Raw genomic sequence first — 14,186 nt, 5'->3', positions numbered from 1 at the left:
GTGACAGCCCCTTCTCCCCGTTCACGGGGAGAAGATGCCGTAGGCAGATGAGGGGCGGAGCCAGCCTTGCAGAACTTGGCGCCGCCCCTCATCCGGCTCTTCGAGCCACCTTCTCCCCGCAACCGGGGAGAAAGCAAAGGAGCACTACTTCGCCGCGCAGAGCTTCTCGCGCGTTGTCGACATCGCCGCCTTGGCGGAGAAGCCGTAGGGCTCGATGATCTTGGCGAACTCGCCGGACTTCTTCATCTTGGCGAGCTCGACGTCATAGGCGTCGCGCAGCGCCTCGTCGCCTTTCTTGAAGGCCGCGCCATCGCAATAGACCGGCGCGCCCTGCACCGGCGCGATCACTTCGAGGTTCGGGTCGTTGGCCTTCTTCACCAGGTCGTTGATCGAGAGCACAGGCAGCGAATAGGCGTCGATACGGCCGTCCTGCACCATCTTCAGGCCGCTCTGGCCGTCTGGCACGACGATGACGCGATCGCGCGGCACGCCGGCATTGAGCGCCAGCTTCTCCTCGGTGCCGCCGCCCGGCGCGCCGACCGTGGCGGAGCTGTCCTTGGCGATGTCCTCGTAGCTCTTGAAGCCTTTCGGGTTGCCCTTCTTCACCAGCATCGCTTCGGCATCGCAAAGCACCGGCTCGGAATAGGCGACCGCCGCGCAGCGCTCTGGCTTCATGAACAAGCCCGCGGTGACGACGTCGAAGCGGCCAGCCTGCAGGCCGGGGATCATCGCCCCGTATTCGGAGATGGAAGCGACGATGTCGTTGACGCCGAGACGCTTGAAGATCTCGCGCGCCACGTCGGGAGCCGCGCCCGATACCTTGCCGTCGGCCGCGACCGCCGTGTAGGGCGGTTCGTTGGCGATGGCGACGCGGGCGAAGCCCTGCTGCTTGAGCTGCTCCAGCTTGGCGTCATCCGCCGACCGCGCGCCGGGGGCGAGCAACATCGCGGTGATCGCGAGGCCGGCGACGCCAGCCAGAATGCCAAGTTTCTTCATCGTTCCCAACTCCTTGTTTGTCTTCTTGGTTTGCCTGGTTCGGGACAGCCTTTGGCCGCCCGTGGACGGCTTACGCCGCCCGCATTGCGGTCAGACGCGATGTCCGGCCGCGATGATCTTCTTCAGGAAGCTCTGCGTTCTTTCCTGTTTGGGATGGCGGAAAATCTCATCGGGCTTGCCTTCCTCGACGATTCTGCCGCGGTCGAAGAACAGCACGCGGTCGGCGAAGTCGTGGGCGAAGCCCATCTCATGGGTGACCAGAAGCATTGTCATGTCGGTCTCGGCGGCGAGCTTGCGCATGACGTTGAGCACTTCCTCGACGAGCTCGGGGTCGAGCGCCGAGGTGACCTCGTCGAAGAGCATGATCTTGGGCGACAGCGCCAGTGCCCTTGCGATCGCCACGCGCTGCTTCTGGCCGCCGGAGAGCTGCGCCGGCATCGCCTTCGCCTTGTCCGCAAGTCCGACCATGTCGAGCAGTTCCATCGCCCGCTTCTCGGCGGCGGCGCGCGCGACGCCCTTGGTCAGCATTGGCGCTAAAGTCACATTGTCCATGACGCATTTGTGCGGGAAGAGATTGAACAGCTGGAAAACCATGCCGATCTTCTGGCGCATCCTGGCCAGATGCCGCTCGTCGGCCGGCAGCAACTGGCCATTGCGCTCCAAGTGGTAGAGCTGCTCGCCGTCGACCTGGATATGGCCGCCGTCGATCTTCTCCAGCGTCATCAGGATGCGCAGGATCGTCGTCTTGCCTGAACCGGACGGACCGATCAGCGCCAGCTTCTCGCCAGGCATGACCTGCATCGACAGGCCGTCCAGCACCTTGAAGGCGCCGAAGCTCTTCGAAATCGCATCAACCTTGATGATGGGCGCGGGCAATCCATGTCCCCGTTCTGGAGAAGTCTATCCCCTTAACGATGCGAAACGTGCCAAATCATGTCAATTGGGAAAATAATATCATGACAATATTTCCGGCGCGGCACGATTTCAGGGCAATCTGAGCTTCCTTTGTGCATCAGATGGCGAGCAGGAGATGCTCCGGATCGCCGAGCAACAGTTTGGCGACAACGCTCAGGCCCGCCCGCAGTTCCCCCTCGGTGGTCGATCCGAGCGAGATGCGCACGGCCGGATGCCAGGGCGTGTCGGCGATGCGGAACGAGGTGCCCGGCGCGATCGCCACCCCGCGCAGGCGCGCCTGGGCGACGAAGCTCTCCTCCGCACGGCCGCCCGGCAGTTCGAGCCAGAGATGCAGCCCGTCGCGGTGACAGCGATAGTCGACGCCGGCCAGCATTTCGGCGGCAATCTCCTGCCGGCGCCTCAGCGCGCCGCGCTGCCACTTGACCAGCTCAACAGCCGTGCCGTCATTCACCCAGCGCGTCGCGATCTCCGCCACCATCGGGGTCGCCATCCAGTTCGAGACGAGGTGGCGGTTGGCGACAGCCGCGACATAGCGGTCCGGTACCGCGAGATAGCCGATGCGCAGGCCGGGCACGACGATTTTGGTGAAGGAGGTGACATAGAGCGTCCGCTCCGGCGCGAAGGCGGCGACGGCCGGCGGCCGGCCTTCGACCAGCGGCCCGAGCACGTCGTTCTCGATGATGGCGATATCGTGCTTGCGCGCAACCGCCGCGATCTGTTCGCGCCTTGTGGCGTCCATCAACGTCGCCGTCGGGTTGATCACCGAGGGCTGGACGAAGACGGCGCGGATGTCCGAGAGACGGCAGGCCTCGTCGAGCGCTTCGGGGACCAGCCCGTTGCCGTCGATCGGCAGACCCTCGAGGTTGAAGCCGAGATAGCGGGCGAGCGGGATCAGCGTGTGGTGGCCGATCGCCTCGGTGGCGACCGTCGAGCCGGGCGGCGCCACGCTCATCAGCGCCACCGTCATGCCGGCGGTGGCGCCGTTGGTGAGGCTGATATTCTGCGGCGACGCCTCGAGTCCGCAAAGCTTCAGCCATTCGACCGCGACCGCGCGGTGGCGCGGAAATACCATGTTGGGCCGGAACGACAGCGCCGAGCTCGACGGCAGGTTCTCGGCCAGCCACCCCAGCGCCTGCTTCAGTTTCTCCAGATGCATCGGCTCGCAGACCGGCTTCAGGATCGAGAGGTCGATGACCTCACCCAGCCGCTCCGGGATATAGGGCGGTTCGGGCTCGCGACGCTGCGTCTGCACGAAACTGCCGCGGCCGACCTCGCCGGAAATCATTCCCCGGCGGATCAACTCCTCATAGGCGCGGCTGACGGTCTGCACCGAAAGCTTCAGATCGTCCGCCAGCCGGCGATGCGTCGGCAGCCGCGTGCCGTTGGCCAGCCGCCCATCGTGGATGGCGCGCGCGAACTGGTCGGCCAGCGAGAGATAGGCCGGCCGACGGATGAGAGCAGGATCTGGCTGCCATAATGTCATGACCTATTAGAGATCGAAATCAGTGCAATTGACAATCGAAATAATGCACCGTCATGGTGTCCGCAACGAAAGGCGGATCCCGCATGGCGTCAGCGAAACTCGACCCGATCGACCTCAGGATTCTCGACGCCATCCAGCGCGACGGGCGCATCACCAAGCTGGCCCTGGCCGAGAAGGTCGGCCTGTCGCCGACGCCGTGCTGGATGCGGCTGCGCAAGCTGGAGAAAGCCGGCATCGTCTCCGGCTATCACGCCGCGATCGCCATGCGCATTATCGCGCCGGTGGCGACGGTGCTGATGGAGGTGACCCTGGCCAACCACCGCCAGGCTGACTTCGACCGTTTCGAGCGAGTGGTGCGCGATATCCCGGAGATCGTTGCCTGCTGGTCGGTGGGCGGCGGCGTCGACTACGTGCTGAAAGTAATGGCGCGCGACATCGACGCCTATCAGCGGCTGGTCGACGGCCTGCTTGAGCGCGAGATCGGCATCGACCGCTACTTCACCTACATCGTCACCAAGACGGTCAAGGACGAGACCGTGCTGCCGGTGGCCGATCTGCTGCCGGAGCAATCCTGAGGTAGAGAGATTGTCTGCGGCGTCCGGGCAATAGAGATAATGTCTCTCTGCCAGCTTGTCGAAACAGCCTCTTTGTCTCGATCGCGCGACTAGTCTCTCCGTATCGCCTCGGTACCGGGAGACCCGACTGATGTCCGCGCATTTTGCACGTACCAACCACCATGACGCGCTCGACCGCCTCGCCGATCGCCGGCTGCTGCGCGCGCTCGCCTATGTCGACGGCCACTGGACGGCGAGCGAAGCGGCGGCAAGTTTTGAGGTTACCGATCCGGCGACCGGCGCTACCATCGCCTTTGTCGCCGCGCTCGATGTCGGGCAGACGACAAAGGCGATCAACGCTGCATCCCGTGCGTTTCCCGCTTGGCGCTCGGCGCTGCCGCAGGAACGCTCGAAAATCCTGCGAAAATGGTTCGATCTGATCATCGCCGCCAAGGAGGATCTGGCGCTGCTGATGACGCTCGAGCAGGGCAAGCCGTTGAAAGAATCGCTTGGCGAGATCGACTACGCCGCGTCCTTTGTCGAGTGGTATTCCGAGGAAGCGAAACGCCTCAACGCCGAAAGCGTCATCAGCCATCTGCCGAATGCCGAGATGTCGGTGCGCCGCGAGCCGCTCGGCGTGGTCGGCGTCGTTACGCCCTGGAATTTTCCGTCGGCCATGCTGACCCGCAAGGCGGCCGCAGCTTTGGCTGCGGGCTGCACGGTGGTTGCGCATCCGTCTTCGGAAACGCCGCTGTCGGCCCTGGCGCTGGCGGAACTCGGCGAGCGTGCCGGGCTGCCGGCGGGCGTCTTCAACGTCGTCACGGGTGATGCGCGCACCATCGTTGGCGCGATGTGCGCCGACGCCAGGGTCCGAGCCATGAGCTTCACCGGCTCGACCGAGGTCGGCCGGCTGATCGCCGCGCAGAGTGCGCCGACTATGAAGCGGCTGGTGATGGAACTCGGCGGCCATGCGCCGTTGATCGTGTTCGACGACGCCGAGATCGACAAGGCGGTGACGATCGCGCTCGATGCCAAATTCGCCACCTCCGGACAGGATTGCCTCGCCGCCAACCGCATCTATGTGCAGCGGCCGATCTATGATCGCTTCTGCGCCGCTTTCGCGCGCCGCATTGATCAGCTCCGCATCGGCAACGGCCTATCCGCAGACGCCGATATCGGGCCGCTGATGCATGAGCGCGCGGTCAAGAAGGTCGAGGAGCAAGTCGCCGATGCGCTCTCCCACGGCGCGCGCTGCCTGACCGGCGGCAAGCGTCATGCGGCCGGTCCGTTGTTCTACCAGCCGACGCTGCTCGCCGATGTGCCGGACGAAGCGCTGATCATGCGCGAAGAAACCTTCGGCCCTGTCGCGGCTGTGACGCCGTTCGACGAAGAGGCGGAAGTCGTCGCCCGCGCCAATGCCACGGAATACGGCCTGGTCGCCTATGTCGTCACCGAAAACGGCGCGCGCCAGGCGCGCATGGGCCGCGCCTTGGAATACGGCATGGTCGCGATCAATCGGGTCAAGATCACCGGCGCGCCGATCCCCTTCGGCGGCGTCAAGCAATCCGGCATCGGCCGCGAAGGCTCTCGCCACGGCCTCGAAGCTTTTACAGACCTCAAATACCTTTGCCTCGACGTAGCCTAAGCTACGCAGGCCTCATTCTCGTCAGGAGTCAAAAATGCTCGAACAGTCCAACGAACTCTCGGCCTGGGATCGCGACCATTTCTTCCATCCCTCGACGCATATGGGCACGCACGCGCGCGGTGAATCGCCGGCCCGCATCATGGCCGGCGGCGAAGGCGTCACCATCTGGGACAACACCGGCAAGAAGAGCATCGATGCCTTCGCCGGCCTCTATTGCGTCAATGTCGGCTACGGCCGTCAGAAGATCGCCGACGCCATCGCCGAGCAGGCCAGGAACCTCGCCTACTACCATGCCTATGTCGGGCATGGCACGGAAGCCTCCATCACTTTGGCGAAGATGATCATCGACCGCGCGCCGAAAGGCATGTCGAGGGTCTATTTCGGCCTCTCGGGTTCCGATGCCAACGAGACCAACATCAAGCTGATCTGGTATTACAACAACGTCCTCGGACGGCCGGAAAAGAAGAAGATCATCTCGCGCTGGCGCGGCTATCACGGCTCGGGCGTGATGACCGGGTCGCTGACCGGGCTCGAGCTGTTCCACAACGCCTTCGACCTGCCGCGCGCGCCGATCCTTCATACCGAGGCGCCCTATTATTTCCGCCGCGCCGACCGCTCGATGAGCGAGGAGCAGTTCTCGCAGCATTGCGCCGACAAGCTTGAGGAGATGATCCTGGCCGAAGGCCCCGACACGGTCGCGGCCTTCATCGGCGAGCCGATCCTCGGCACCGGCGGCATCGTTCCGCCGCCGGCTGGCTACTGGGAGAAGATTCAAGGTGTGCTCAACAAATATGACGTGCTGCTCGTCGCCGACGAAGTGGTGACCGGCTTTGGTCGTCTCGGCACCATGTTTGGCTCCGACCATTACGGCATCAAGCCGGACCTGATCACCATCGCCAAGGGCCTGACCTCGGCCTATGCGCCGCTCTCCGGCGTCATCGTCGCCGACAAGGTCTGGCAGGTGCTGGTCAAGGGCTCCGACAAGCTGGGCTCGCTTGGCCATGGCTGGACCTATTCGGCGCATCCGATCTGCGTTGCCGCGGGTGTGGCCAATCTCGAACTGATCGACGAGATGGACCTGGTGCGGAACGCCGGCGAGACCGGCGCTTACTTCCGCGCCGAGCTCGCCAAGGCCGTGGGCGGCCACCGGAATGTCGGCGAGGTGCGTGGCGACGGCATGCTGGCCGCAATCGAGTTCGTCAAGGACCGCGACGACCGGGTCTTCTTCGATCCGGCGCTGAAGGTCGGGCCGCAGATCGCCACCGCGCTAGCGGCAAGCGGCGTCATAGGCCGCGCCATGCCGCAGGGCGACATTCTCGGTTTCGCGCCGCCGCTCTGCCTGACGCGCGAGGAAGCCGACATCGTCGTCGCCAAGACCGCCGACGCGGTGAACGGCGTGCTCTCAGCTCTCTGATTTTTGGTCGTTGGCGCTGCCCCTCATTCGCCTGCCGGCACCTTCTCCCCGTAGGGCGGGGAGAAGGGACAAGCTCCGGCGTTGGCGACCCCTCTCCCCCGTCTTCACGGGGAGAGGGTAAGGGTGAGGGGCAGCGCCAACCTGCACAGTTGGAAGTAACATCTATGAAGTCCTATCCCACCGTTCCCGCCAGGATGGCCGCCGTGCAGCTCATCGGCCATGGCGGCCTGGAGAAACTCGTCTACCGCACAGATGTGAAAGTACCTGCGCCGGCCGCCGGCGAGGTGCTGGTCAAGGTCAGCGCCTGCGGCATGAACAACACCGATGTCTGGGTGCGCCAGGGCGCGTATGGCACGGAGGAAGATGCCGGGGCGGTATCGACCTGGCGCCGGCAGGGCAACACTCTGACCTTTCCACGCATCCAGGGCACCGACACGGTGGGCACGATCGTCGCCGTCGGCGACGGCGTGCCTGCGAACCGCATCGGCGAGCGCGTCATGGTCGATTTCTCGATCTACAACCGCGACGACGATTCGCTGGCCGATATCGACTATGTGGGCCACGGCCGCGACGGCGGTTATGCTGAATACCAGGCGCTGCCGGCCGAGAACGCGCATGTCGTCCATACCGATCTGAGCGATGTCGAGCTCGCCACCTTCTGCTGCGCCTATCTCACCGGCGAGCAGATGCTGGAGCGCGCGGCGCTGAAGGCCGGCGAGCGTGTGCTGGTCACTGGCGCCTCCGGCGGTGTCGGCTCCGGCATCGTGCAACTGGCAAGGGCGCGGGGCGCCATCCCCTACGCCGTCGTCGGCAAGGGCAAGGAACAGGCCGTGCTCGACGTCGGCGCCGAGAAGGTGATCACGCGCGGCGTGGCCAACCTGCTCACCGCCGTCAACGAAGCGACGAATGGCCAGCCCATCGATGTGGTGGCCGACTTGGTCGGCGGCGCCATCTTCAATGACCTCTTGCGCATCCTGCGGCCCGAAGGTCGCTACACCACGGCCGGCGCCATTGCCGGCCCGGTCGTGCAGCTGGACCTCCGCACCATGTATCTGAAGCAGCTGCAGCTCCACGGCTCAAGCCAGGGCACGCGGGCGGATTTCCGCCGCATCGTGCGCTACATCGAGGAAAAGAAGATCAGGCCGCTGGTTGGCGGCGTCTACAAATTGTCGGATTTCCACCGCGCCCAGACCGACTTCATGGGCAAAGGCTTCGTCGGCAAGCTGGTGGTGGTGCCGGACGCGATGTGGAGCGGCGCCTGAACCCAGGAAAGAGGCCGGCGCGGTCAGCGGCCGGGGATACTTTATTCGGCTTCAGGCGCCGCCGCGACTGTCGTCAATTGCGGCTAGCTCGGCTCCTTTGCAGCCAGCCGTTCAGCCCGTTCGGCCATGCGATGACGAAGACCGCAAGCAGCAGCCCAAGGCCGATGTTGCGGTAGTCGGACAATTCCCGCATGCCTTCGTCGGCCAACATCAGCACGGCGGCCCCGAGCAGGGGGCCCCATATCGAGCCGAGGCCGCCGACAACGATCATGGCGATCAGGAACAGCAGCGTCGAGAAGGAAAACACCGTCGGGCCGACGACGCGGAAATGCACTGCATAGAAGCCGCCCGCGATGCCGGTGAAGAAGGCGGAGACGGCGAAGATCCAGAGCTGATATTTGAAGCGGCTGATCCCGCGCGACATGGCGTAGCCCGGATTGTCGCGCAACGCCCGGAAGGCCAGGCCCAGCGGTCCCCTGATGACGACGATCGAGATCGTCACCGCAACAGCCAGCAGCGCCAGCCCGACATAATAGTGGGCGATGTACCATTTCGACGGGAACAGCGCGCGCAGGCCGATGTCGCCGAACTGGCCGATGCCCCGCACGCCGCCGAACAGCGGCATGCAGCCGCCGGCGGTGGTGAAGCAGTCGGTGTCGTTGACGATAAGCACATACATGACCTGCGCGATCGCCAGCGTTAGCAGCGCCACGTAAGGGCCGCGCAGGCGCAGGCATGCGAGGCCGATCAGCATGCCTACCGCGACGGTGATCACGCCGGCCATCAGGATGGCGGCAAGCATGGGCACCTTCCAGTAGAAACCCAGCATCGCGGCGGCATAGGCGCCGGTGGCGAACAGCGCCATCTGTGCCAGGGAGAAGATGCCGCCTATGCCGAGCACGAGGTTCCACTGCACCACGACGATCGCCCAGATGAAGAACAGCGTCGACTGCGTGATGACGTAGCGCCCGGGCATGGCGACCGGCAGCGCGATAGCGAGAGCCAGGCAGACAAGGCCGATCAGGACATCGCGGCGGATGGACGTCATAGGCGCACCACCTGCTGTTTGCCGAACAGGCCGTAGGGCCGCCAGATGAGCACGAGGATCACCAGAAGCAGCAAAGTGGCGAAGCTCCAGCGCACCCCGAGCACATACTGGGTAGCCGCTTCGAGCAGGCCGAGCGCGATCGCCGCGATCACGGCGCCGTAGACATTGCCGAGCCCCGCGACCACGCAGATGATAAAGGCTTTCAGCATCGGGTCGCCGCCCATCACCGGCGTCAGCGTGGCGATCGAGCTGATCATGATGCCGGAAACGGCGGCGAGCGCGCCGGAGAGCGCCAGCACCTGCGCGTAGACCCGGCCGACCCTGACGCCCATAAGCTGCGCCGCCTCGCGGTTCATCGAGGTGGCGCGGATGGCGCGGCCGGCGCTTGTGCGCTGCAGGAGGATCGCGACCCCCACCATCAGCACGATGGCGACGCCGAGGATGAAGACGTTCTGCAGCGGAATGTGCACATTGCCGATGACGACCTGGCCGCCGACCGCGAGCGGCTGCGGGATCGGATAGGGTCCAAAACCCTTTAGCATCAAATTCTCGATGACGCTGCCGATGCCGATCGTTGCGATGAAGATGTTGGTCTCGAAATTCTCGGCCCTGAGCAGCGGCAGGGCCGCGCTGAAATAGATCAGCAGCCCGACCAGCGCGCAGACGAATGCTGCGGCGAGAAGCGCCAGCGCAGGATTGAGGCCGGCGTGGACGATCACCGCGTAGCAGATATAGCCGCCCAGCGTCAGGATGGCGCCATGCGCCATGTTGAGCATGTTGAGCGAGCCGTAGACCAGCGAGAGGCCGATGGTGGCGACCGCGTACATGGCGCCGAGCGTCAGGCCGGAAGCGACGATCTGGATCAGGACGTCCATCGCTCACACTCCGAGATAGGTTTCGACGATTTCTGGGCGCGCCATCAGTTCCGCGCCCAGGCCCGACCAGGCGATGCGGCCATTGTCGAGCAGGTGGATCATGTCGGCATGCTCGGCGATCCGCACGGCATTCTCCTCGACCAGAAGGATGGTGCGGCCCTCGCGTCTGAGGTTGAAGATGACCTCGTAGATATGCTCGATGACGATCGGCGCCAGTCCGAGCGAAGGCTCGTCGAGCATCAGCACCTCGCCGCCCCCCATCAGGCCGCGGCCGATGCCGCACATGCGGCGTTCGCCGCCCGAAAGCGTGCCGGCGGTCTGGTTGCGGCGCTCCTTCAGCTTGGGCAAAAGCGCAAAAACGAAGTCGAGCCGCTCGGCCAATCCGCCGCTGTTGGCATAGGCGCCCATCAAAAGGTTCTCGTGCACGGTCATCGCCGGAAAGAGCAGATCGCCCTGCGGAACCTGGATGACGCCGCGTTCGACGATCTGGTCGGGGCGCAGGCGGTCGATGCGCGAGCCGCCGAGGCGGATCTCGCCCGACGTCACCGGGACCAGTCCGGAAATCGCCTTGAGCAGGGTGCTCTTGCCATGGCCGTTGGGGCCGACAATGGCGGTGAGTTCGCCCTTCCTTGCCGACAATGTGATGGCGTCGAGCACCATGCGGCCGGCATAGCCGGCGCTGGCGTCGACGATCTCGAGCGCCGCTTCAGCCATGCGTGTTTTCCATGAAGGAGCGCAGCCGCTCGGAGGCGCCCTGGCCGAGATAGACTTCGACGACGGTGCGGTCGTCGAGGAGCTTTGTCGGCAGGCCTTCGAAGATCTTTTCGCCATGATGCATGATCATGATGCGGTCGGAGAGGCGCACAAGGAAGCGCATCACATGCTCGATGAGGATGATGGTGACGCCCGCCGCCTTGATGGCGCGCACGGCATCCATCACACGGTCGACCTCGCGGGCCGTGAGGCCGCCGACCGGCTCGTCCATCAGAAGCAGCTTCGGCTTCGTCGCCATGGCGCTCGCCATCATCAAGAGCTTGCGGTCGAGCACCGGCAGCTTGCCGGTAACCTTGTCGGCGCGGTCTGCGATGCCGAGCATCTCGAGCGCGGCATCGGCGGCCTGATGCGCGGCGCGGCCGGCGCGCAGCGTCGGCACGGCCCGGTTGCTCCGGCCGAAATAAGCGCCGACCAGCACGTTCTCGCGCGCGGTCATGCTGTCGAAGCCGGCGTTGAGCTGGAAGGTACGGGCAACGCCGGCATGGCAGATCTGCTCGGGCGCATGCCCCGTGATGTCCTCGCTGTCGAGCACGATCGCGCCTTTGGTGGCCGGGTTCAGGCCCGATATCACCTCAAACAGCGTCGTCTTGCCGGCGCCGTTCGGCCCGCCGATGCCGAGGATTTCTCCGGCTCCGACATCGAAGGACAGATCGCGGACCGCCGCGAGCGCGCCGAAGGACTTGCCGACATGCCTGCACGACAGCAATGGCGTCGCGGCGGCGTCTCCCGTCATACGGCTAGGCCTTGATCCATGGCGGCATCATGAACTTGGTCGTGCCGTATGGCGCCGGCGCGATCAGGCCGGGTCCCTTGGTGTAGTCTTGGATCTGCAGGAACTGATGCGGCATGCCGAGCGACGAATCGTTGACCTGGGTCGGATAGGTGTAGGCGGCGTTCTCGAGCGGCATGAAGCGGGTCGTGCCGGTCACGCCGCGCCATATCATTGCGCTCATCCGGGCCGCAACCTTGCGGTTCTGGTCATTGTTGCCGGGTTCGCCCGTGCCGCCGGCAAGTGCGGCGGCGGTCGCCCAGACATAGGCCCCGTCATAGGGCTGCGCGCCGGAATTGTGGCCTGCGTTCGGGCCGAACTTCCCCTTGTAGCGCTTCTCGAAGGCGGTGCCGATCTCGTCCTGCAGCGCGCCGACGACGGTTGCGTAGATGATGCCGTTGGCCGCCTGCTTGGCGATGTCGCGGAAGGCCGGGATCGACGGGCCATATTGCATGTAGACCAGGCTCGGCGTCGGGTTCGAGGCGAACTGCAGCGCGAACTGCCCGAGATCGGCGGGCAGGAAGTGGGTGATGCAGATCACCGCCGGCGGATCCTGGCGGATCTTGGCGAGCGTCGGTCCCCATTCGGAAGCGGGCACGCTGACGGTCTCGAACAGGTTGATGTCCCAGCCGTAGCTCTTGGCCTGTTCCTTGACGGCGTTGGCGATGTTGGAGGCATAGACGCCGGCCGACAGGATCACCGCCATCTTGTTGTTCTTGCGCTTCCACTCGCCGTTTTCCTCCAATTGCTGCAGGAACTTCAGGAAGCCGGGACCATACCAGTATTCGGCGGGATCGCCTTGGAAGGAGCCCCAGTAGCGGTCCGGGTTCGACTTCACCAAATTGTTGTGGCCGATCGTGGTGTCGTAATGGACGTAGATGATGCCGTTGTCGGCGGCGACCTCCTGGATCGCGGCACCCGAGCCGATATTGTAGCCGTTGAGGATGGCATGCACGCCATGCCGGTCGACGAGGCGCTGGGCCGCCTGCACGTTGGTGGCGTCGCCCATCTGCGCGGTGTCTTCGAAGGAAGGTTCCAGCGGCCGGCCCAGGATGCCGCCCAGCGCGTTGATCTCCTCGCAGGCGAGCGTCAGGCCGTTCTTGAACTCGATGCCGTCGGGCGCGGCGAAGTCGGTGGTCGGGCCGCACTGACCGACCGGGATGGGATCGCCTTCGGCGCGCGCCTCGTTGTTCATCGCAAAGAGCATGGCCGGCATGCCGGTCAGCGTCGCGGCGGTCGCAAGTCCGCCCTTGATCAGGAAATTGCGGCGCGAGCCGGCAATCACATTCGGCCGAGTGAGTTTCGAACTGCGCTTCATCTCAATTCCCCTTGTGAGTTTTTGTCAGCTTATGTTTTTGACCAGTTCGGCCGCCTGGTCGATGATCGCCGTTTGGTGCGGCTGCGCCGACATCCCGCCCCATTGTCCCATCAGTTGGTCCCAGGGGTCCTCGACGCCCGTGCGGTGCCCGCAAAGCTCCTCGATCACGGCAAGGCCGCAATAGGGCACGTGCATTTCGGAGTAGCCGCCCTCATGCGTCATCACCAGCCGGCCGCCGCACAGCTCGCGCGCCGCGTCGAGCAGCATGCGCGCCAGTCTGCGGTAGCCGCTGGAATTCATCAGCATGCGGCCCATCGGATCGACGCCGGAAGCGTCGAAGCCCGAAGGCACCACGATCAGCTCCGGTTTGAAGCGCGTCAGCGCCGGGATCACCACGCGCTCGAACGCCGCGGCGTAGGCGCCGGGACCGGACCCCGGCGGCAGCGGGACGTTGATGTTGAAACCCTTGCCCTTGCCCTCGCCATTCTCGGCGATCGCGCCGGAATTGGCCGGGAACAGATTGTCCTGATGCAGCGAGATCGAAAGCACGCTCGGATCGTCGTAGAAGATCGCCTGTGTGCCGTTCCCGTGATGCACGTCCCAGTCGACGGTCGCGATGCGGGTCAGCCCGTGCAGTTGCTGCGCATGCCGGATGGCGATGGCGGCATTCGAGAACAGGCAGAAGCCCATGCCGATATCGGAGGTGGCGTGATGGCCGGGCGGGCGGATCAGCGCATAGGCGTTGTCCACCTGGCCCGTGATGACGGCTTCGATGGCCTTGATGGCGCCGCCGGCCGCCAGGAGCGCGATCTCATAGCTGCCGGCGCCGAGCGGCGTCAGAGAACTGGCGTCGCCGTACCCGCGGTCGCTGATCTCCCTGATCTTGGCGATATGCGCCGGCGTGTGGACCCGCGACAGTTCCTCGACGGTGGCGCGCCGCGGCTTGATGGCGATCAGATGGTCGAGGATGCCGCTCACTTCCAGAAGGTTGCGCAGGCGACGCTTGGTCTCGGGATTTTCGGCATGGGTGCCGGGCTGGACCGTCAGGCTCGGCGGAAAGACCTGGGCCCAGTTCCAGGTGTTGTGCCAAAGATAAAGTTCGTGGAAAACGAAACCAGTCGCCATGCGGCTCC

At 64.9% G+C, this 14,186-nt stretch carries 13 protein-coding genes; 4 read left to right on the top strand and 9 right to left on the bottom strand.

Features of this window, described 5'->3' with window-relative positions; all coding sequences use genetic code 11:
- Nucleotides 1-144: 144 nt before the first annotated feature.
- The 3 genes from ehuB to LB553_RS10265 all read right to left on the bottom strand — a co-directional run bounded on the left by ehuB (nucleotide 145) and on the right by LB553_RS10265 (nucleotide 3,394).
- On the bottom strand, nucleotides 145-996 hold the full coding sequence (gene ehuB / locus LB553_RS10275) for an ectoine/hydroxyectoine ABC transporter substrate-binding protein EhuB (RefSeq protein WP_224512859.1): 852 nt from the start codon (nucleotides 994-996) through the stop codon (nucleotides 145-147).
- 90 nt (nucleotides 997-1,086) lie between these two features.
- Entirely contained in the window at nucleotides 1,087-1,872 is a 786-nt protein-coding gene (gene ehuA, locus LB553_RS10270) for an ectoine/hydroxyectoine ABC transporter ATP-binding protein EhuA (protein ID WP_263483995.1), read from the bottom strand.
- 136 nt (nucleotides 1,873-2,008) lie between these two features.
- On the bottom strand, nucleotides 2,009-3,394 hold the full coding sequence (locus tag LB553_RS10265; RefSeq protein WP_224512857.1) for a PLP-dependent aminotransferase family protein: 1,386 nt from the start codon (nucleotides 3,392-3,394) through the stop codon (nucleotides 2,009-2,011).
- Between the two features lie 83 nt (nucleotides 3,395-3,477).
- Between LB553_RS10265 and LB553_RS10260 the strand changes: the two genes are divergently transcribed.
- From LB553_RS10260 to LB553_RS10245, 4 genes are all read left to right on the top strand, one after another.
- Nucleotides 3,478-3,969 carry an Lrp/AsnC family transcriptional regulator gene (locus LB553_RS10260; RefSeq protein WP_224512855.1) on the top strand — a complete coding sequence of 164 codons (492 nt, stop codon included), beginning with the start codon at nucleotides 3,478-3,480 and terminating at the stop codon, nucleotides 3,967-3,969.
- 130 nt (nucleotides 3,970-4,099) lie between these two features.
- Complete coding sequence (locus LB553_RS10255) at nucleotides 4,100-5,593, top strand: NAD-dependent succinate-semialdehyde dehydrogenase (RefSeq protein ID WP_224512853.1); 1,494 nt, start codon at nucleotides 4,100-4,102, stop codon at nucleotides 5,591-5,593.
- A gap of 34 nt (nucleotides 5,594-5,627) precedes the next feature.
- Complete coding sequence (locus LB553_RS10250) at nucleotides 5,628-7,007, top strand: aspartate aminotransferase family protein (protein ID WP_224512851.1); 1,380 nt, start codon at nucleotides 5,628-5,630, stop codon at nucleotides 7,005-7,007.
- A gap of 164 nt (nucleotides 7,008-7,171) precedes the next feature.
- Nucleotides 7,172-8,269: an alcohol dehydrogenase family protein gene (locus LB553_RS10245; RefSeq protein WP_224512849.1), complete on the top strand. Its 1,098-nt coding sequence runs from the start codon at nucleotides 7,172-7,174 to the stop codon at nucleotides 8,267-8,269.
- 73 nt (nucleotides 8,270-8,342) lie between these two features.
- Here the strand turns inward: LB553_RS10245 and LB553_RS10240 are convergent, their stop codons facing one another.
- The 6 genes from LB553_RS10240 to LB553_RS10215 are packed head-to-tail and all read right to left on the bottom strand — an operon-like array spanning nucleotide 8,343 to nucleotide 14,178.
- Nucleotides 8,343-9,317, bottom strand: a complete 975-nt coding sequence (locus LB553_RS10240; protein ID WP_224512847.1) for a branched-chain amino acid ABC transporter permease — start codon at nucleotides 9,315-9,317, stop codon at nucleotides 8,343-8,345.
- Nucleotides 9,314-10,192, bottom strand: coding sequence for a branched-chain amino acid ABC transporter permease (locus LB553_RS10235; protein WP_224512845.1), 879 nt, complete (start codon nucleotides 10,190-10,192; stop codon nucleotides 9,314-9,316). Before LB553_RS10235 ends, LB553_RS10240 begins: the two co-directional genes overlap by 4 nt.
- A 3-nt stretch (nucleotides 10,193-10,195) precedes the next feature.
- A complete protein-coding gene (locus tag LB553_RS10230; RefSeq protein ID WP_224512843.1) occupies nucleotides 10,196-10,906 on the bottom strand; it encodes an ABC transporter ATP-binding protein in 711 nt (236 codons plus the stop codon).
- Nucleotides 10,899-11,699 carry an ABC transporter ATP-binding protein gene (locus tag LB553_RS10225; RefSeq protein WP_224512842.1) on the bottom strand — a complete coding sequence of 267 codons (801 nt, stop codon included), beginning with the start codon at nucleotides 11,697-11,699 and terminating at the stop codon, nucleotides 10,899-10,901. The genes LB553_RS10230 and LB553_RS10225 overlap by 8 nt, the downstream gene beginning before the upstream one ends.
- Before the next feature lie 4 nt (nucleotides 11,700-11,703).
- Nucleotides 11,704-13,053 carry an ABC transporter substrate-binding protein gene (locus tag LB553_RS10220; RefSeq protein ID WP_224512840.1) on the bottom strand — a complete coding sequence of 450 codons (1,350 nt, stop codon included), beginning with the start codon at nucleotides 13,051-13,053 and terminating at the stop codon, nucleotides 11,704-11,706.
- A 24-nt stretch (nucleotides 13,054-13,077) separates the two neighbouring features.
- Complete coding sequence (locus LB553_RS10215) at nucleotides 13,078-14,178, bottom strand: class II histone deacetylase (RefSeq protein WP_224512838.1); 1,101 nt, start codon at nucleotides 14,176-14,178, stop codon at nucleotides 13,078-13,080.
- Nucleotides 14,179-14,186 lie beyond the last annotated feature (8 nt).

It is taken from the genome of Mesorhizobium sp. CA8 (genome assembly GCF_020164955.1).
In the GTDB taxonomy this organism is placed as follows: domain Bacteria; phylum Pseudomonadota; class Alphaproteobacteria; order Rhizobiales; family Rhizobiaceae; genus Mesorhizobium.
This window is presented reverse-complemented; position numbering and strand designations above follow the sequence as displayed.